The sequence below is a fragment of the Paragemmobacter kunshanensis genome, from assembly GCF_011059185.1.
In the GTDB taxonomy this organism is placed as follows: domain Bacteria; phylum Pseudomonadota; class Alphaproteobacteria; order Rhodobacterales; family Rhodobacteraceae; genus Paragemmobacter; species Paragemmobacter kunshanensis.
On record NZ_JAALFE010000011.1, the window covers coordinates 134557 to 153869 of the forward strand.

18 protein-coding genes are annotated in these 19313 nt (G+C 66.3%); 10 read left to right on the forward strand and 8 right to left on the reverse strand.

Annotated features, from left to right (window positions below; translation table 11 throughout):
- Nucleotides 1-12 precede the first annotated feature (12 nt).
- Together G5V65_RS12675 and G5V65_RS12680 are read right to left on the reverse strand one after the other, a co-directional pair.
- On the reverse strand, nt 13-951 hold the full coding sequence (locus G5V65_RS12675; RefSeq protein ID WP_165050627.1) for an ABC transporter permease: 939 nt from the start codon (nt 949-951) through the stop codon (nt 13-15).
- On the reverse strand, nt 951-2018 hold the full coding sequence (locus G5V65_RS12680; RefSeq protein ID WP_165050630.1) for a quaternary amine ABC transporter ATP-binding protein: 1068 nt from the start codon (nt 2016-2018) through the stop codon (nt 951-953). Before G5V65_RS12680 ends, G5V65_RS12675 begins: the two co-directional genes overlap by 1 nt.
- 136 nt (nt 2019-2154) lie before the next feature.
- Between G5V65_RS12680 and G5V65_RS12685 the strand changes: the two genes are divergently transcribed.
- From G5V65_RS12685 to G5V65_RS12710, 6 genes are read left to right on the forward strand one after another with little or no spacing between them, the layout of a single operon-like run.
- Nucleotides 2155-2859: a GntR family transcriptional regulator gene (locus tag G5V65_RS12685; RefSeq protein ID WP_165050632.1), complete on the forward strand. Its 705-nt coding sequence runs from the start codon at nt 2155-2157 to the stop codon at nt 2857-2859.
- 14 nt (nt 2860-2873) lie between these two features.
- Nucleotides 2874-3776, forward strand: a complete 903-nt coding sequence (locus G5V65_RS12690) for a dihydrodipicolinate synthase family protein (protein ID WP_165050635.1) — start codon at nt 2874-2876, stop codon at nt 3774-3776.
- A 4-nt stretch (nt 3777-3780) separates the two neighbouring features.
- The gene (locus tag G5V65_RS12695; protein WP_165050637.1) at nt 3781-5277 is read left to right on the forward strand and encodes an aldehyde dehydrogenase; all 1497 of its coding nucleotides are present in this window, start codon (nt 3781-3783) and stop codon (nt 5275-5277) included.
- Nucleotides 5277-6044, forward strand: a complete 768-nt coding sequence (locus G5V65_RS12700) for an NAD(P)-binding domain-containing protein (RefSeq protein WP_165050640.1) — start codon at nt 5277-5279, stop codon at nt 6042-6044. Before G5V65_RS12695 ends, G5V65_RS12700 begins: the two co-directional genes overlap by 1 nt.
- The gene (locus G5V65_RS12705; protein ID WP_165050642.1) at nt 6041-7381 is read left to right on the forward strand and encodes an NAD(P)/FAD-dependent oxidoreductase; all 1341 of its coding nucleotides are present in this window, start codon (nt 6041-6043) and stop codon (nt 7379-7381) included. Before G5V65_RS12700 ends, G5V65_RS12705 begins: the two co-directional genes overlap by 4 nt.
- 4 nt (nt 7382-7385) lie before the next feature.
- Nucleotides 7386-8414, forward strand: coding sequence for a trans-3-hydroxy-L-proline dehydratase (locus tag G5V65_RS12710; RefSeq protein WP_165050644.1), 1029 nt, complete (start codon nt 7386-7388; stop codon nt 8412-8414).
- Nucleotides 8415-8429: 15 nt separating this feature from the next.
- Here G5V65_RS12710 and G5V65_RS12715 read toward each other — a convergent pair whose 3' ends face one another.
- The 5 genes from G5V65_RS12715 to G5V65_RS12735 all read right to left on the reverse strand — a co-directional run bounded on the left by G5V65_RS12715 (nt 8430) and on the right by G5V65_RS12735 (nt 13690).
- Complete coding sequence (locus G5V65_RS12715; protein WP_165050646.1) at nt 8430-9164, reverse strand: SDR family NAD(P)-dependent oxidoreductase; 735 nt, start codon at nt 9162-9164, stop codon at nt 8430-8432.
- The gene (locus G5V65_RS12720) at nt 9161-9895 is read right to left on the reverse strand and encodes an SDR family NAD(P)-dependent oxidoreductase (RefSeq protein ID WP_165050648.1); all 735 of its coding nucleotides are present in this window, start codon (nt 9893-9895) and stop codon (nt 9161-9163) included. The genes G5V65_RS12715 and G5V65_RS12720 overlap by 4 nt, the downstream gene beginning before the upstream one ends.
- 9 nt (nt 9896-9904) lie before the next feature.
- Entirely contained in the window at nt 9905-11011 is a 1107-nt protein-coding gene (locus G5V65_RS12725; protein ID WP_165050650.1) for a mandelate racemase/muconate lactonizing enzyme family protein, read from the reverse strand.
- Nucleotides 11012-11075: 64 nt separating this feature from the next.
- On the reverse strand, nt 11076-12629 hold the full coding sequence (locus tag G5V65_RS12730) for a trimethylamine methyltransferase family protein (RefSeq protein WP_165050653.1): 1554 nt from the start codon (nt 12627-12629) through the stop codon (nt 11076-11078).
- A 134-nt stretch (nt 12630-12763) separates the two neighbouring features.
- Complete coding sequence (locus tag G5V65_RS12735) at nt 12764-13690, reverse strand: LysR substrate-binding domain-containing protein (protein WP_165050655.1); 927 nt, start codon at nt 13688-13690, stop codon at nt 12764-12766.
- Between the two features lie 155 nt (nt 13691-13845).
- Between G5V65_RS12735 and G5V65_RS12740 the strand changes: the two genes are divergently transcribed.
- Nucleotides 13846-15081: an aromatic ring-hydroxylating oxygenase subunit alpha gene (locus G5V65_RS12740; protein WP_165050657.1), complete on the forward strand. Its 1236-nt coding sequence runs from the start codon at nt 13846-13848 to the stop codon at nt 15079-15081.
- Between the two features lie 5 nt (nt 15082-15086).
- Nucleotides 15087-16148, forward strand: coding sequence for a hybrid-cluster NAD(P)-dependent oxidoreductase (locus G5V65_RS12745; protein WP_165050659.1), 1062 nt, complete (start codon nt 15087-15089; stop codon nt 16146-16148).
- Here G5V65_RS12745 and G5V65_RS12750 read toward each other — a convergent pair.
- Nucleotides 16145-17053: a LysR substrate-binding domain-containing protein gene (locus G5V65_RS12750; protein WP_165050661.1), complete on the reverse strand. Its 909-nt coding sequence runs from the start codon at nt 17051-17053 to the stop codon at nt 16145-16147. The genes G5V65_RS12745 and G5V65_RS12750 overlap by 4 nt on opposite strands.
- 92 nt (nt 17054-17145) lie before the next feature.
- Between G5V65_RS12750 and G5V65_RS12755 the strand changes: the two genes are divergently transcribed.
- Together G5V65_RS12755 and G5V65_RS12760 are read left to right on the forward strand one after the other, a co-directional pair.
- Nucleotides 17146-18711: a trimethylamine methyltransferase family protein gene (locus G5V65_RS12755; RefSeq protein WP_165050662.1), complete on the forward strand. Its 1566-nt coding sequence runs from the start codon at nt 17146-17148 to the stop codon at nt 18709-18711.
- A 116-nt stretch (nt 18712-18827) separates the two neighbouring features.
- Nucleotides 18828-19259: a 2-oxoglutarate and iron-dependent oxygenase domain-containing protein gene (locus G5V65_RS12760; RefSeq protein ID WP_165050665.1), complete on the forward strand. Its 432-nt coding sequence runs from the start codon at nt 18828-18830 to the stop codon at nt 19257-19259.
- Nucleotides 19260-19313 lie beyond the last annotated feature (54 nt).

Consider the following 19313-nt stretch of genomic DNA (forward strand, 5'->3'; position numbering starts at 1 on the left):
TTCTGGTTGTTTTCAGGTCTGCTTTTTGAACAGCGCGGTGATCAGCCCGACAGGGCCCGTCTGCCACCACATGAGGTGCCCCCGGTCCCGGCCCGACCGGCCAAGCCCCTGGGTGATGCGGTCCAGCACGATGGCCAGCATCACGATGCCAAGGCCGCCCACGATGGCCTTGCCCGCATCCAGCCGCCCCATGGCGCGCAGCACCTCGTTGCCCAGTCCCTTGACCGAGATCATCGAGGCGATCACCACCATCGACAGGCTGAGCATGATGGTCTGGTTCAGCCCGGCAAGGATCGTGGGCGTCGCCAGCGGCAGTTCGACCTTGCGCAGGATCTGGCCCGGCGAGGCGCCAAAGGCGCGCGCGGCTTCGACCACCGAAGGGTTCACCCCCCGGATGCCAAGCGAGGTCAGCCGCACCAGCGGCGGCAAGGCGAAGATGATCGTCACGATCACGCCCGAGACGTTGCCGATGCCGATCATCATCACCACGGGAACGAGATAGACGAAGGCGGGGATCGTCTGCATCGTGTCGAGAACGGGCCGGATGATCGCCTCGAACCTGTCGTTCTTGCCCGCCAGCACGCCCAGCGGCAGGCCGATGGCCACGCAGAGGATGACCGAGGCGGTGACGATGGCCAGCGTCGTCATCGCAAGGCCCCAGGCCTCGGGTGCCAGAAGGCCGAGGATGCCAAGGCAGATCCCCACGACGATGGCACCGCGCCGCCCGGCAGCCTGCCAGGCGATCAGCACCAGGATCGCCAGCATCACCAGGGGCGGGATGGATTGCAGCGCATGTTCGATGCCCACGATCACCGTTTCGAAGAAGCGCTTGATCGGCTGGATCAGTTCACGGTTGGAAATCGCCCATTGCTTGATCCCGTCCGCCCAGGTGGCGATGCCCAGATCGACCGAGGCAAAGGGGTTGAGCCAGTCGAATGCGGTATCGGCCATCAGGCAGCCCTTTCCTCGTCGCGTCCCTGGATGCCGCGCAGAAGCGCGCGCTTGGTCACCACGCCCACGGCTGCGCCATCGGCGGCGATCAGGATCGGGTGATCGGTGCCGACGGCGAGGTCGACCAGTTCGTTCAGCTTGCAGCCCGGCTTGCCGACAGGCCATGCAGAGGTGTCCTGCGGCCCGTGCGCCTGCACATAGGCGGCCAGCGGCTGCATGATGCGCGCTGCGGTTACGAGGTCCAGCTTCGAGATGCCAGCCACGAAATCGGCCACATAGTCATCCGCAGGCCGGGTGACGATCTCTTCGGGCGTGCCGATCTGCACCAGAACCCCGTCCTTCATGATGGCGATGCGGTCGCCGATGCGGATCGCCTCATCGAGGTCATGGGTGATGAAGACGGTCGTCTTGTGCAGTTCCGCCGACAATTCCATGAACGTGCCCTGCAACTGCCGCCGGATCAGCGGATCGAGGGCGGAAAAGGGTTCATCCATCAGAAGGATCGTCGGATCCGCCGCGAGCGCACGCGCCAGCCCCACGCGCTGCTGCATGCCGCCCGACAGTTCGTCGGGATACTTCCGGTCCCAGCCCGTCAGATCCACCATGTCGATGGCACGGGCGGCGACCCTTGCCCTCTCGGCCTCGGCCACGCCGCGCACTTCCAGCGAAAAGGCCACGTTATCGCGCACCGTCCGATGCGGCATCAGCGCCATGGACTGGAACACCATGCCGATCTTTTCCGCCCGCAGGCGGCGCAGCGCCTCGGGGTTCATGGCATTGACGTTCTGGCCTTCGATGAAGACCGCGCCCGAGGTCGGCTCGATCAGCCGGTTGATGTGGCGGATCAGCGTCGACTTGCCCGAACCGGACAGGCCCATGATGCAGAAGATCTCGCCCCGACCCACGCTGAAGCTGGCATCCTGCACGCCCACCACGCAGTCGAACTTTTCACGGATGTCCTTCTTGGAAAGACCATCCCTGCGCACGGCTTCCATCGCCTGACGCGACTTGTCGCCGAAGATCTTCCAGATCCCTTCGCAACGGATGACGTCCTCTTGGTCGGTCATTCGGATTCTCCCCTGTTAACAGACTACAAACATAAAACTTCATAGTAGACAATATGTATTTTATTCGCCTACACAGAAGACACGCTACCTGATTCACAGCGCGAAAGCCGTTTGTGTCAGGGACAGGAGAGCCGTCTTGGAAGCCGAGAGCCGCAGCAGGAAAACGATCTGTGCCGAGGACTTGCGCCGCAAGATCCTGACGCAGCACCTTGAGCCGGGCACCTATCTGGACGAGACGGAACTGTCTGAATCCTATGGCATTTCCCGCCCCCCCCTGCGTGAGGTGCTGCGGCAGCTGGCGGGCGAAGGCTATGTCCTCCTGATCGAGAATCGCGGCGCCCAGGTCGCACCGATGACGCACAAGACCCTGCGCAACTTCTTTGTCGCGGCCCCGATGATCTATGCGGGCGTCACGCGGCTGGCCGCCGAACATGCGACCACCGCCCAGTTGGACCGGCTGAAGCAGGTGCAGATGGCCTTCCGCGCCGCGATCCGCACCGGCAATGCCGCCGACCGCGCGCTGGAGAACGAGCGTTTCCATTCCGTCATCGGCGAGATGGCCGACAACGAATTCCTCATGCCCAGCCTGCGGCGGCTGCTGATCGACCATACCCGCATCGGCATGACCTTCTACAATCCCCGCCGCGCACATCTGGCGGAAACCCAGTCCATCGCCGCCGATCAGCATGACGAATTCATCGCCCTGATCGAGGCGGGCGATGCCGATGCCGCGGCCGATCTTGCCGTGGCGCATTGGGAATTGTCGCGCGCGCAGATCGAAAGCTACGTCGCGCCGGAAAGCATGCAGATCCCCCTCGGCCGTGCGCCCGGGGCCAGATAGGAACAAGGAACGCCATGAGGTTCGAAGGCATCTACACGCCCGTCATCACCCCCCACCGGGAAGACGGCTCCATCGACCGCGATGCCTTTGCGGCCCAGATCGACTGGCTGATCGAAGCAGGCGTGCATGGCCTGATCAATGGCGGATCGACCGGGGAATACTATGCCCAGTCGATGGAAGAGCGGCTTGAGATGGCCACCCTCGCCCGCGAACTGACGCGGGGCCGGGTGCATCTGATGGTGGGCACGGTGGCGATCCGGCTGGAGGATTCCCTCACCATGGCGGAACATGCGGCCAGGATCGGGGCGGACAGCATCCTTGTCGGGTCGCCGCCCTATTCGGTGCCGACGGAACAGGAAAACGCGCTGAACGCGCTGGCGATCGACCGCGCGGCGGACCTTCCCATCATGCTTTACAACTATCCCGGCCGCATGGGCATCAACATGGGCGAGGACTTCCTCGACCGCGTCGGCAGGTCGCGCAACTTCTGCGCCATCAAGGAAAGCTCGGGCGACATCAACCGCGTGCATCTGCTGGCGCGCGACTATCCGCATGTCCAGATGTCCTGCGGGATGGACGATCAGGCGCTGGAATTCTTCGCCTGGGGCGCGCGAAGCTGGGTCTGCGGCGGGTCGAATTTCCTGGCGAAGGAACACCTGGCCCTCTGGCGCGCTTGCGCGGTGGAGGGCGATTTCGCCAAGGGGCGGCGCATCATGTCGGCCATGATGCCCCTGATGCGGGTGCTGGAACAGGGCGGCAAGTTCATCCAGTGCATCAAGCACGGCTGCGAGATGCGGGGCCAATACGCAGGCCCGCCGCGCCCGCCCCTGAAGGGGCTGAACAAGGACGACAAGCGGCAACTGGAACAGGTGGTGCGCGTGCTGCAACGCACCGTGGCCGAGATCGAGGCGGAGTAAGACGATGACCCTTCTGACAACCGAAGAATACAAGGCCATCGCCAAGGGTCTGACCTTCCCGACGCAAGCCTTCATCGACGGCAGCTTCCGCCCTGCCCTTTCCGGCAAGACCTTCGACACGGTCAATCCCGCCACGGGCGAGGTGCTGGCGCGTGTCGCATCCTGCGACGCCGCGGACGTGGACCTTGCCGCGCAGAAGGCCCGCGACGCCTTCGAGGATGGCCGCTGGTCCCGCCTGCACCCGCGCGACCGGAAAGAGGTGCTGATCAGGCTGGCAAAGCTGATCAAGCGCAACGCCCGCGAACTCGCCGTCATGGAAAGCCTCGACAGTGGCAAGACCATCTTTGACTGCGAACAGGTGGACCTTCCCGAAACCATCCACTGCCTGACATGGCATGCGGAACTGATCGACAAGATCTATGATCAGGTCGCCCCCGCCTCGGACAACCACATCGCCATGATCCTGCGTGAACCCGTGGGTGTGGTGGGCCTCGTCCTGCCGTGGAACTTTCCACTTCTGATGCTTGCATGGAAAATCGGCCCTGCATTGGCGGCGGGCTGTTCGGTGATCGTGAAGCCGGCGCTGGAAACCTCGCTCACCACGCTGCGCGTCGCCGAACTGGCGATGGAGGCAGGGATCCCGGCGGGCGTGTTCAACGTGTTGCCGGGCGGCGGGGCCGAGGTGGGCGAACCCATCGGCCGGCACATGGACATTGACGCGGTTTCCTTCACCGGGTCCACCGCGACGGGCCGCCGCTTCCTGCGCTATGCAGCCGAGTCCAACATGAAGGAAGTCACGCTGGAAATGGGCGGCAAGAACCCCGCCGTGGTTCTGGACGATGCCGAGAACCTGGATCGCGTCGCCGCCCATATCGTGAACGGGGCCTTCTGGAACATGGGCGAGAACTGCTCGGCCACCTCCCGCCTGATCGTGCAGCGGGGCGTGAAGGACGCGCTTCTGGACCGCATCAAGGCGCACCTGCGCGAATGGCCGATGGGCGACCCGCTGGATCCCGTCAACCGCGTGGGCGCGCTGGTCAGCCGGGCGCATTTCGACAAGGTGGCCTCCTACCTGTCGAAAGGGCCCAAGGTCGTCATGGGCGGCAAGGCCGAAGGCGGTTTCGTTGAACCCACCATCCTCGACGTCACCGACCGCGCGGCGAAACAGGCGCGCGAGGAAATCTTCGGCCCCGTCCTGTCAGTCCTGACCGTGGACAGCCTTGACGAGGCCATCGCGCTGGCCAATGACACGGAATACGGCCTCGCCGCCTCGATCTTCACGGCGAATGTCAAACGTGCCATCCGTGGCGCGCGGGCGATCCGCGCCGGAACCGTCACCGTGAACAGCTTCGGCGAAGGCGACATCTCCACCCCCTTCGGCGGGTTCAAGGCCTCGGGCTTCGGGGGCCGCGACAATGGCATCCATGCGCATGACCAGTATACCCAGATCAAGACCATCTGGGTCGATCTGGCCGATGACGGCGACGCGGCGGTGGCCTGATGGCACGGATCGGCTTTCTCGGCACGGGAGAGATCGCCTCGGCCCTGCTGCGGGCCTTGCAGGGCCAGGGGCACAGCTTCCTGATCTCGCCCCGCAATGCGGCGGTGGCGGCGGCGCTGGCCGAACTGCCGGAGGTGCGCATCGCCCCCAACGAAAGGGTGGTGGAGGGATCGGATATCGTCTTCCTCTGCCTGCTGGCGCGTGTCGCGGAGGACGTGCTGCCCGGCCTGCCCTTCCGCCAAGGCCAGAGCGTGATTTCGGTGATGGTGGACGCGCCCCTTGCCATGCTTCGCCGCCTCTGCGCGCCTGCCACCGACATCGCGATCACCATTCCGCTGCCCCCCATCGTCGATGGGGGCTGCCCCCTGCCCGTCTATCCGCCCTCCCCCGTGCTTGAGGCGCTGTTCGGCGCGCGCAACCCCGTCCTTGCCGTGCCGGACGAAGAGGCACTTCAGGCCCATCTGGGGGTATCGGCCCTCTGCTCGCCGATCCTTGACCAGTTGCAGGCCGCAGCGGGATGGCTGGCGGGTTTCACCGGCGATCCGGCCGGGGCCGAGGCCCATGTCGCCGCCATGATCCGCTGCTATCTTCCCGCCCGCGCGCAGGGCGGCGAATTGGCCGAGGCGCTGCGCAAGCTTTCGACCGAGGGCGGATTGAACGCCACGCTGCGGGCCGCGATGGCGCCCGCCAAGGCCGACCTGATCCGCGGGCTGGACAGCTTTCGCCCGCGGCTTGGCCTGACCCGCGGCACCGGGGATCCGGAATGACCCTGCATCAGGCCCGCAGGACACCTTCGCAGAAGGGCACGGCCGCCTGGTCGGCCATCCTGCCCGGGCAGCCCGCCCCGATCCCGTTGCAGGGCGACATGACCGCCGATTTCGCCATCATCGGCGGCGGTTTTGCGGGCCTGTCCGCCGCGCAGGCCCTGCGCGCGCTGAACCCCGGCGCGCGGATCGCGGTGCTGGAGGCGGGCCGACTGGCCGAAGGGGCATCAGGGCGCAATTCCGGCTTCATGATCGACCTGCCACACGAACTGACCTCGGACGATTATGCCGGCCATGGCGACGATCGCGCGATGATCGCGCTGAACCGTCAGGCCATCGCCTTTGCCGCCCGCGCGGTCGAGGAATTCGGGATCGACCCGAACTTCTTTGATCCGGCTGGCAAGATCAATGGCGCGGCCAGCGAGGCGGCGGATGCGCTGAACCGCTCCTATGCCCGGCATCTGGCAGGGCTGGGCGAAGCCAGCCAGCACCTTGACGCGCAGGCCATGGCCGAGGTGACGGGCAGCAGGCATTATGTCTCGGGGCTTTACACGCCCGGCACGGTGATGCTGCAACCGGCGGGATATATCCGGGGCCTGGGCGAAGGGCTGCGCCGCGCGGGGGTCGTGGTCTGCGAACGAACCCCCGTCACCGCGATCAGCCGTCAGGGCGCGGGCTGGCAGATCGCCACCCCCGCGGGGCGCGTCAGCGCCGGGCGGGTGATCCTTGCCAATAACGGCCATCTGGAAAGCTTTGGCTTTGCCCGCAACCGGCTGATGCATGTTTTCCTCTATGCCTCGATGACGGGCGAACTGGATGCCTCGGCGCAAAGGGCCCTTGGCGGACAGCCGCGATGGGGGGTCACGCCCGCGGATCCGATGGGAACCACCATGCGCCGGATCGACACAGGCCAGGGCGGCCACCGCATCATCACCCGCACCTGCGCCAGCTTCGAGCCGGGGATGGAGCCGACAGGCGCCACCCTGAAGCGCGCCGCCGCCGTGCATCGCCGCAAATTCGCGGACCGTTTTCCGCAACTGCGCGGCATGGCGATGGAATACACCTGGGCCGGGCATCTGTGCCTGACGAAGAACGCGGTCTCTCTCATGCGCGAACTTGAACCGGGCCTCTATGCCGCCGCCGTCTGCAACGGGCTTGGCACCGCGCGCAGCACGCTGACCGGGATCGCCGCCGCCGAACTTGCCAGCGGCCGGCAAAGCGCGCTGACGGCGCATTTCCTGTCCGAGCCGGACCCCGCCCGCCTGCCGCCGGAACCGCTTTCCACCCTGGGCGCGACCCTTTATCTGCGCTGGAAGGAATGGCGCGCGGGACGGGAATAGGGGCATGCAGACCGGCAGGATCATCCATGTCATCTCGGCCCATGCCGAGGGCGAGGTCGGCGATGTGATCGTGGGTGGCGTGGCCCCGCCGCCCGGGGCCACGCTCTGGGACCAGTCGCGCTTCATCGCCCGCGACGGCAGGCTTCGGAACTTCGTGCTGAACGAACCGCGCGGCGGGGTCTTTCGCCATGTGAACCTGCTGGTGCCGCCGAAACATCCCGATGCGGCGGCGGCCTTCATCATAATGGAACCCGAAGACACGCCGCCCATGTCCGGCTCCAACTCCATCTGCGTGGCCACCGTCCTGCTGGATGCAGGCATCCTGCCCATGCAGGAACCCGTGACCGAATTCCTGCTGGAGGCCCCCGGCGGCCTTGTGAAGGTGCGTGCCGAATGCGCGGGCGGCAAGGCACGGCGGATCTTCGTGCAGAACCTGCCCAGCTTCGCCCAGAAGATCGGCGTCCCGCTTGAAGTGGAAGGCCTGGGCACGCTGAGCGTGGACACGGCCTTTGGCGGCGACAGTTTCGTGATGGTGGATGCGCAGGCGCTTGGCTTTTCGCTCACCCCGGACGAGGCGCATGATCTGGCCGTGCTGGGCGCGCGGATCGCGAAGGCGGGGACCGAGGCGCTGGGTTTCCACCACCCCACCAATCCCGACTGGCGGCATTTCTCCTTCTGCCAGTTCGCCGGGCCGTTGGAACGCGGGCCAGAGGGCCTGCGCATGGGTTCTGCCGTGGCGATCCAGCCGGGCAAGATCGACCGCTCGCCCACCGGCACGGCCCTTTCGGCGCGGATGGCGCTGTTGCATGCCAGGGGGCTGATGGGGCTGGATGACCGGCTGACACAGGTCTCGCTCATCGGCTCCACCTTCACCGGGCGCATCCTTGGCACCACGATGCTGGGCGATCTTCCCGCCATCCTGCCCGAGATCAGCGGGCGGGGCTGGATCACCGGCATCCATCAGCACATGCTGGACCCGACCGATCCCTGGCCCGAAGGCTATCGCCTGTCCGATACATGGGGCGCGCGATAGGGCGGCGGCGCGCCTTCAGGGCAGGCTCAGCTTGGCCATGCGCCCGCCATCCACCGTCCAGACCTGGCCTGTCACGAAGCCCGCCTCCTCCGATCCAAGCCAGGCCACCAGCGCCGCCACCTCTTCCGGCCGCCCCGTCCGGCCGACCGGGTGTATGCGGCCGATATCGCGGCGAAAGGCCACGGGATCGGGCATCGCCTCGATGAAGCCGACATTCAGATCCGTGTCGATCCAGCCCGGCGCCACGGCATTGCAGCGGATCCCTTCGCCGCCGTGATCCACCGCAATGGCCCGCGTCAGCCCGTGCAACCCGGCCTTTGACGCGCAATAGGCCGCGTGTTGCGGGTTCGATCCCAGCCCCTCGATGGAGCCGATATTGACGATGGCCCCGCGCACCGCCCGCAGATGCGGCAGCGCCGCCCGGATCAGCAGGAAGGGCGCGGTCAGGTTGACGGTGATCGTCCGTTCCCAATCGGCAAGCGGCATGTCCTCCGCCCGCGCCTCCTGCATGACGCCCGCATTGTTCACCAGCAGATCCAGCCGCCCTGCGCGGGCGATGACCGTGGCCACCACCTGCGCCGGGCTGGCGGTATCGGTGAAATCGGCCTCGATCGCCTCAAAGCCCGCATCCCTGCCGCGCTGCGCGGTAAAGACGCGCGCGCCCTCCTCCGCCAGCCGCCGCGCGATGGCCTGCCCGATGCCGCTGCGCCCACCGGTGACCAGCGCGACCTTTCCCGAAAAGCGCGTCATTTGACGGGCTTCCCGCCATTCACCTCGACCACCGCCCCCACCATGTAGCGCGCGGCGTCAGAGGCGAGGAAGAGGATCACATCGGCGATATCCTCGGGCTCTGCGATGCGCCCCAGGGGCACGGTCCGGCCCAGTTCCGCCACCGCCGTATCGGGATCGAAGCCGCGCCGCGCAAAGCCCGTGCGCAGCATCGGGGTGTTCACCTCGTTCGGGGCGACGGCATTGATGCGGATGCCCTGATGCGCATGATCCATCCCCATGCATTGCGTGAGCGAGGCGATGGCCGCCTTCGTCATGCAATAGACGGCATGACCCGGGCCGGGGCGCAGCCCCCAGCAGGAGGCGACATTGATGATGGCCCCGCCGCCCTGCCCCGCCATGATCGGGATGGCCGCGCGGCTGATGCGGAAGGGGGCCTGGACATTGACGCCGACCGACAGATCCCAGTCGTCATCGCCGGTCTCGGTGACCGTGCCGCGCGTGATGACGCCCGCATTGTTCACGACGATGTCCAGCCGCCCCAGCGCCCGTGCCGCCGCCGCGGCCAGCCCGTCGGCATAACCCGCGTCCAGCAGGTTGCCATCCAGATGCGCCTCGGCCTCGATCCCGGCGGTGTCGCGGTCGGCCACGGCCACGCGGGCCCCTTGCGCCCGAAGCGCGCGCACCACCGCCGCCCCGATCCCGCCCGCAGCCCCCGTGACCAGCGCTGTCTTTCCTGCAAATTCCATCATCCGATCCCCTTATCCGTAGGAAGCCACAGGCGCGCCGAACAGCCCCTCATCGGGGACGATCCCCAGACCCGGCCCCTCGGGCAGGGCGATATGTCCCCCGACGATCCGAATCCCGTTCCTGTCGTCGTAATGCCCCTCGATATAGGGCTGGGCCAGCCATGCCCCCTCCATCAGGCGGGGGGTGACCGTCGCGCCGACATGGGCGCAGGCGGCGGCGATGATGTCGCCGCCCCAACTGTCATCGCAGGTATGGGGCAGGTTGCGCGCGGCGCAGATGTCGCGGAAGGCGCGCATCGGCTGCAGGCCACCGATCCGCGTGACCTTCATACCGAACCCATCCACCAGCCCGGTTCCCACCGCCGAGAGGACCGTGTTCAGGTTCACGCTGTTCTCGTCCATATAGATCGCGTGGCGCAGCATCGGGCGGATCTTCTGCAGATCCTCGACCGTGTTGCAGGGCTGTTCCATGACGAAGGGGATGTCGGGGCATTCGCGCGACAGCGTCAGCGCATCCCGCGTGGTCAGGCTGCGGTTGCCATCCACCGCCATGCGGATGCCCCTTCCCCGGATCCGCTCCCACACCTTGCGGACGGCCTCGATGTCGATCTCGACCGGGCGGCCGCCCACCTTGATCTGCAGGCGCGGATAGCCCTCATCCGCCTTTTCGGCGGCCAGGCGGGCGGTCTCATCAGGGCTGTCCACGATGGTGGAATAATAGGACGGAATCCGATCCGTCAGCGCCCCGCCCAGCAGGGTGGCCACCGGCACGCCCAGCGCGCGGCCCATCAGATCATGCGCGGCGATGTCGATGGCGGCCTTGGCATAGTTGTGGCCGTTCAGCAGGCTGTCCATACGCCGGTGCAGCGGCAGGGGGGCAACCTCGCAGCCGATCAGGCCTTCGCCCATCGCGGCCAGCGCCGCCCGTGCGCCACCGACATGCATCTCGGCATAGGTCGCGCCCACCGGGCAGGTTTCGCCCCAGCCGACATGGCCCGTATCCGACACAAGCTTCACCAGCGTCGTGGGCAGGGTCCAGACTTCGGTCATCGACATGCGATAGGGGCCGTTCTGCACCGGCAGATCATGGGCATGGATGTGGATTTCGACGATCTTCATGGGAAGTCCGTGTTCTGAAGGGAAAAGAGCGGCCGCCCCGCAGGGCGGCCAGTGGGGAGAGGGGTCAGTATTCGGTATTCAGCGCGTCTTCGGCCGGGATCTCGCGCTCGCGCCGGGCGATGAAATCGCGCAGCGCCTCATCCACGCCCGCATCCAGCTTCGGTTCCTCATAGTCGCGCAGCAGGGCCCTGGCATGCGCCAGCGCACGGGCGGTGATCTCGACCGATCCCTCCGCCTGCCATTGCTCGATGGAGTTGTTGTCAAAGAGCCTGGGCATGAAGAAGGCCCGCTCGAAATTCTCCAGCGTATGGGGATGGCCAAGGTAATGCCCGCCGGGGCCGATATCGCGCACCGCCGCCAGGCCTGCCTCGAAATCGTCCCAGCGCGGGCCTTCGGCCATGCGATAGCCCATGGCGCAGATTTCGGCATCCACCACGAACTTGGCGACCGAACAATGCATGCCCGCCTCGTTCCAGCCCGCCGAATGCCAGATGTAATTCGCCCCCGCATGCAGGACGGCGTTCATCGTCATCGCCGATTCATAGCCCGCCTGCGCGTCAAAGGTCTTGGCCCCGCCCAGCAGGTTGCTTGTCCGCCACGGCACGCCATAGAAGCGCGCCATCTGCCCGATCATGAAGTTCATCAGGGAAATCTCCGGCGTCCCCGCCATCGGCGCGCCGGATTTCATGGAAACCGTCGACAGGTAATGCCCATAGATCGCAGGCGCCCCCTTGCGGATGACCTGCGTATAGGCCAGCGCCGACAGCGCCTCGGCATTCAGTTGCGCCACGGCGGGGGCAACAGATGCGGGCGTGTTCGCCCCGCCAAGCACGAAGGGAGAGCAGAGGACCGGCTGGTTGCGCCGGATGAAGGCGCGCATGGCGGACAGCATCGTCTCATCCCACACAAGCGGCGAGTTGCCGTTGCAATTGCCGGTGGTGACGGGGGTTTCTTCCATCACCTCGCGCCCGAAAAGGATCTCGCACATGGCCATGACGTCCTCGGCGTTCTTGCCGCTCGTGGTCATGCCCATGAAGGTCTTGTCGGAATATTTCATCGAGGAATAGGTGATGTGCAGGTGGCGGTGGCTGACCTTCACATCCATCGGCTCCACGATGTGATGCGCGCTGGAATGCAGCGCGGGCGACATGTGCGAGAGTTTGTGGAACATGTTCAGATCGCCAATCGTGGGCCAGCGGCGCACATCATCCAGATCGCGCAGGAAAGGCGCGCCGGTCATCGGGACAAAGATCGAATGCCTGCCTCCGAAGGGAAGGCTGCGGTCGGCGTTGCGCGCGCGATAGGTCCAGCCCGAAGGGATGGTTGAGATCAGGTCGCGCACCATCTCGCGGTCCAGGTAGACCCGGTCGCCCACGACCCTTGCCCCCGCGCGCCGCCAGTCGGCAAGGGCGATGTCGTCGCGGAAGATCACCCCCACCTCTTCCAGGATCGACATCGACGCATCGTCGATCCGCGCCACCTGTTCCGGCGTCATCGGTTCGCATTCCGGCAGGCCGCGCTTCAGCGCGGGCAACATCTCGAAATCCGGGGCCGCGCGCATCGCGCGCCGCGCCCCGCGCCCGCCTGCCCGCGCCACCCTGCCCTGCCCGTCATTCATGCCATGATCCCCGCTGCCTGATGCCCGGATCAAAGGCCGCGAAGGCCCCCGGCCACAGCAAGCGGCGCGAAGCAATCCGCCCGAAAAGCGACATCGCCGCCCGGCCTGTCGTTTTCCCAAGGCTTCAGGGGCGCTCAGGCCGCCTGCGGCACCAGCCGTTCGATCATCCAGTCCAGAAAGATCCGCGCCGCCGGATTGGGCTGGCGGCCGATGGGCGTGACGAGGTGATACCGCTCTTCCGGCACCACGCTGTCGCTGCCAAGCCGCACAAGGCGCCCCTCGCGCAGCGTGTCCTCCAGCAGCACCTCCCAGCCCATCGTTACGCCTTCACCGTTCAGCGCGGCCTGCACCGTGTCGGAATAGTGGTTGAAGCGCAGCCTGCTCATGTCCGAGGCCCGCCCCAGCGCGGGGCCAAGCCGCAGCGCCCGCGCCCATTGCCGCCAGGGCATCCAGGCCGGGTTCACGATATCGGACGCGATCAGCGGCATGTGCAGGATATCGGCGCGGGCAGGTTCGATGCCCAGACGCGCCAGCAGCGCGGGGCTGGCGACGGGAAAGGCGCATTCGGGCCTGTCGGCATGGCTGACGGCATCCTCGAAGGGCGCAAGGCCATAGCGGATCGCCACGTCAAGCCGCGCCTGCCGCAGGTCCATCGGCATGTCATCGGCGACCAATCTGAGGCGGACATGCGGAAAACGTGCCCGGAAATCGGGCAGTCTTGGCATAAGCCAGAACTGATTGAAGGCCAGCGTCACCCCGATGGCCACGGTATCGGGCACCTCGGGCTGGCGCAGGGTTTCGATCATCTCGGCCATGCGGGCAAAGGCCACCCCCACGGTCGAGGCCAGCGCCGCCCCGGCCGGGGTCAGGATCACCCGGCGATGCGCCCGCAGGAACAGCGTCTTGTTCAATTCCTGTTCAAGCGCCTTGATTTGCTGGCTGACGGCGGCCTGCGTGACGCCCAGTTCCCCGGCGGCCAGCGTAAAGCTTCCCAGCCGCGCAGCACTTTCGAAGGTGGACAGCAGGTTCAAGGTGGGCAGGCTGCGGCGCAAGGGTGCCATGGAGGGTCGCTTTTTGATGAAGGCCGCAAGTAGCATTAGCATGACTTATGGTTTTGTCGAGGATTTATGCCGTTGAAGCGCGCCCGCAGCTTGGGCAGCTTCACGCCAGCACCACCGCCCGGCGCGATCCGGGCAGCCCATCGGAGACCCTTCAGATGACCAGCCAGAGCGATCTTCTTCCGCTTCTTTCGGCCCAGCGTTCCGGCATGTCGCTGGCACGCCCCTTCTACACCGACCCCGCTTTGTTCGAGGCCGATCTGGACAGGATCTGGCACCGGGAATGGATCTTCGCCGCCTCCATCGCCGAGCTGGCCAAACCGGGGGCCTATGTCACGCTGCAACTGGGCAAATATCCCGTGGTGATCGTGCGCGGCGCGGATGGCGAGATCCGCGCCTTTCACAATGTCTGCCGCCACCGGGGCCAGCGGCTTTGCCCCAAGGCATCGGGCAATACGGTGAAACTCGTCTGCCCCTATCACCAATGGACCTATGAAACCGATGGCCGCCTTCTGTGGGCGCGCGACATGGGGCCGGAATTCGACGCCTCGAAACACGGGCTGAAGCCCGTCCACTGCACGCAGGCGGCGGGCATGGTCTTTGTCTGCCTGGCCGAGACCGCGCCCGATTTCGCCGAAGTCAAGGCCGCCGCCGACCGTTATGCCGCCCCCCATCGCATGGCCGATCTGAAGGTCGCCCACCAGTCGCGCATCATTGAGAACGGCAACTGGAAGCTGGTGCTGGAGAACAACCGCGAATGCTATCACTGCGCGGGATCGCACCCCTCGCTCTGCCGCACCTTCGACGACAATCCCGATCTTGTGGGGGCCGATGACAGCCTCTCCTCGCCCGCCGGGGCCGCCCATGTGAACCGCTGCGAAGAGGCGGGGCTGCCCTCGCGCTATGTCATCGGCGGCGATGAGCAATGGCGGCTGGTCCGCATCCCCTTCGTGGGCGATGCCGTCAGCTACACAATGGATGGCAAGGCCGCCGCCCCCCTGATCCCCGGGATGCCCTTTGCCAATGCGGGAACGCTGCTCTTCTTCCACTATCCCAACACCTGGAACCACTTCCTGTCGGACCACGTGCTGAACTTCCGCGTCCTGCCGATCAGCGCGACGGAAACCGAAGTCACCACGACATGGCTGGTCCACAAGGATGCGGTCGAGGGGCGCGATTACGATCTGACGCGCCTGACCGAAGTCTGGGAAGCCACGAATGACGAGGATCGCCGCGTGGTCGAGGAAAACCAGATGGGCATCAACTCGCCCGCCTATGAACCAGGGCCCTATTCGGTGAAACAGGAAAGCGGCGTGATCCAGTTCGTCGACTGGTATGTCCGCAGCATGATCCGCAGCCTCGCCCCCAAGGGGCAGGCCATGGCGGCGGAGTGACGCGCATGGGCAAGCAGCGCCAGAACTGGACCGCCGCCCCCTGGGACGACCGCGAAGAGCTGGAAGTCGCCATGGTCATCCCGGAAACGGCCGATACCGTGACCATCGCCTTCCGCGCGCCCTCGGGCGCCTGGTTCGACTATCAGCCGGGCCAGTTCCTGACGCTGGACCTGCCCGTTCCGGGCGGGCCCTTGTCGCGGACCTATACCATCTCCTCCTCGCCTTCGCGGCCGCTGTCGATCTCGATCACCGTCAAGGCGCAGCCCGGCTCCATCGGCACCCGCTGGATGCTTGACAACCTGAAACCCGGCATGCGGATCAAGGCGCATGGCCCGGCGGGACAGTTCACCTTCCACCGCCATCCGGCGAAGAAATACCTGTTCATTTCCGCCGGTTCCGGCATCACGCCCATGATGTCGATGACGATGTGGGCCTGGGATTCCGGCGAGATGCCCGACATCGCCTTCGTCCATGCCGCGCGCAAGCCTGCCGACATCATCTTCAAGCGCCGCCTGGAACAGTTCGCCGCCCGCGTGCCGGGGCTGCAACTGCGCTTCACCGTCGAAGAGGTGGACCCGTTCGAAGTCTGGTCCGGGTTCAGGGGGCGGCTGAGCCAGATCATGCTGGGCCTCATGGCGCCTGACTATCTGGAGCGCGAGGTGTTCTGCTGCGGCCCCGAACCCTTCATGCGTTCGGTGCGGGAAATGCTGGCCTCGCTCGGCTATGACATGGCGCGCTATCACGAGGAAAGCTTCGCCGCCCCCGCGCTGGAGGAAGTGCCGGTCGAGACCGCCGCCCCCACCGGCGCGGCCGAGATCACCTTCGAAGGCGCGGGCAAGACGGTCTCCTGCGACGGGGCGGAAACCGTCCTCGCCGTGGCGCGGCGCGCGGGGCTGAACATCCCCTCAAGCTGCAATTTCGGCCTCTGCGGCACCTGCAAGGTGCAGAAGACCGGCGGCGAGGTGGTCATGGTCCATAACGGCGGCATCTCGGACGAGGAAATCGAGTCCGGCCTGATCCTGGCCTGCTGTTCGCGCCCGCAGGGCAAGGTCAGCCTGGCGGTCTAGGGGCGCGACTGGGCCAGCAGCCAGTCGCGCACGGCAATGGCGGGGGGCGCAAGCGCCCCGTCGCGCGGCCAGATGACGTGGAAGTTCAGCCCCGTCGCCAGGGCGTGATCGGTCAGCCGCACCAGAACGCCCTTTTCCACCAGCCCCTCGACCAGATGGCGCCAGCCCAGCGCCACCCCCTGCCCTTCGATCACCGATTGCACGACCAGCACGTAATCGTTGATCTGCAATCCCTTCGGTGCCAGTCGCCCGGAAATCCCGGCCGAGGCGAACCAGTCGGCCCAGGTCGCGGCGGTGCGGAACGGCTCTTCCAGATGGATCAACTGGCAGGACAGCAGATCCCCGGCCCGGCCGGGCCGCGCCACCTGGCTCAGGTAACTTGCCCCGCAGACGGGATAGATCTCTTCCGGGGCCAGCGGCTCGGCGTGATACTGCGGCCAGTCGGCCGGATCGCCGCCGCGCACGGCCAGCGGAATCCCCTCGCCCACCAGATCCAGATCCCGGTCCGATGTCTGGATGCGCAGGTCGATCTCGGGCAGTTCGGCCCGGAACCGCGCCATGCGCGGCACCATCCAGAACGCGGCAAAGGCCGTGGAACAGGACAGGGTGACATGGCTGCCCGTCGCCACCGCCCGCAGATCGCGCGCCGAGCGGCGGATATGCGACAGCCCGATGGCGACATCGGCATGGAACTGCTCGCCCGCCTCGCTCAGCCGCACGCGGCGGTATTCGCGCAGGAAGAGCGGGGTTCCCAGATGATCCTCCAGCCGGGCGATGGCATAGCTGACGGCGGCCTGCGTCATCCCAAGCTCGCGCGCGGCGGCGGTAAAGCTGGACAACCGCCCCGCCGCTTCGAACACGACAAGGCTGTTGATCGAGGGGATCAGGCTGCGCAGGGTTTCCATAAACACAGTTTATCAAGTCTATCAGAACTTTCCAGCGTCACAGCAAGGCACCATGGCCGTAACCTGCTGCCAGGTTATCGAAAGGGCCGGTCATGGCGGATGGGGAACAACAGGACACGCGGCGCCAGCGGGGCGGGCGGTCGCAGCGGCGCGAGGCGCGGGTCGGCGTCGAACAGGGCACCCACCGCCCCTATATCCAGCGCGGCATTCCCACCTATGACATCCTGTCCGACGAAAGCCTGACCGCGATCGAGGCGACCGCCGACCGCATCCTTGCCGAGATCGGGATCGAACTGCGCGAAGATGCCGAAGCGATGCGGCTTTACAGGCAGGCCGGGGCGGAGGTCACCGAACAGACCGAAGGCATCTGGCGCATCCGCTTTGAACCCGGAATGCTGCGCGAGGTGCTGAAGACGGCCCCCGCCGAATTCACCCAGCACGCCCGCAACCCCGCCAACAGCGTGCGGATCGGCGGGCGGAACGTGGTCTTCGCGCCCTCGTACGGATCGCCCTTCGTGATGGATCTGGACCGGGGCCGCCGCTACGGCACGATCGAGGACTTCCGCAACTTCATCAAGCTGTCGCAATCCTCGCCCTGGCTGCACCATTCCGGCGGCACGGTCTGCGAACCGACCGACGTGCCGGTGAACAAGCGCCATCTGGACATGGTCTATTCCCATATCCGCTATTCCGACCGGGGGTTCCTCGGCTCCATCACCGCGCCGGAACGGGCGGCCGACAGCGTGGAGATGGCGCGCATCCTGTTCGGCGAGGCCTTCACCGATGCCAATTGCGTGGTGATGGGCAATTTCAACACCACCTCGCCCCTGGTGATCGACGGGGTCACGGCGGCGGGCATCCGCACCTATGCCGCGGCGAACCAGGGATCCATCCACCTGCCCTTCCTGCTGGGCGGCGCGGTGGCCCCGCTGACAATCGCGGGCATGGTGGCGCAGGGTCTGGCGGAATCCATGGCCTCCTGCGCGCTGACACAGCTTGTCCGGCCCGGATCGCCCGCGATCCTTGCCTCGTTCTTTTCCTCCATGTCGCTGCGTTCCGGCTCGCCCACCTTCGGCACGCCCGAACCGGCGATCGGCTCGCTCGCCATGGGTCAGCTTGCGCGCCGCCTGAACCTGCCCCTGCGCTGCGCGGGGAACTTCTCCACCTCGAAACTGCCCGACGGGCAGGCGATGCAGCAAAGCATGATGTCGATGATGTCCGCCGTGCAGGGGGGCGCGAACTATGTGCTGCATTCGGCGGGCTTCCTCGATGGCCTTCTGTCCATGTCCTACGAAAAGCTGGTGATGGACACCGACATGTGCGGCGCGCTGCATGCCTATCTCGACGGGATGGCCGTGAACGAGGATACGCTGGCCTTCGACGCGCTGGCCGAACTCGGCCCCGGCCAGCATCTGTTTTCCACCCAGCACACGCTGCGGCATTACGAAACCGCCTATTGGGACAGCGCGCTGGATGACAACCAGCCCTGGGAAACCTGGGATGAACAGGGCGGCATCGACTATGCCCAGCGCGCCAATGCCCGCTGGAAGAAGATCCTGCGCGACTACGAGGCCCCGCCGCTGGATGCGGGGGTGGACGAGGCACTGCTGGATTTCATGGCCCGCCGCAAGGCCCAGATGGCCGACATGTGGTACTGATCGCGCGGGCGGGCTAAGCCCGCCCCTTCCCCCGTCTCTATCCTGCTGACGCCCGACACGGCCGGGTTGCGGCCCTGTGACATGTTCCCACGCCACGCCCAAGGGAGAGCATCGAGATGAGCCAGGACCTGATCGCCCGACTGGATGACAGGCTGCGCGACAGGCGCGAAAGCTTTGACCGGATCCCTGTCATCGACCTGGCCCCGCTGCTGGACGGATCCGACAAGATGGCCGTCGCCCGGGCGATCCGCTGGGCGCTGTCCAATGCGGGTTTCATGCAGGTCCGCAATCACGGCATCCCGCAGGCCATGGTGGAAGACCTTTTCGATGTGACACGCCGCTTCTTCGATCTGCCCGGATCCGACAAGATGGCGCTGCATCTTGGCAAGTCCGGCCCGGCAATGCGGGGCTATACCGGGCCTTTCGACAGGGCCACGGATCCCGGCCGCATCCGCGACCTGACGGAAGGCTTCGACATCGGCCCCGAACGCGCGGCCCTTGAAGGGCCCTTCTTCGGCCCGAACCTGTTGATTTGCGCTGAGAGCTGACCCGGTTGGGCTGAAGATTTCCATTGAGATTTGACCCATGTGACCCTTCCCCGA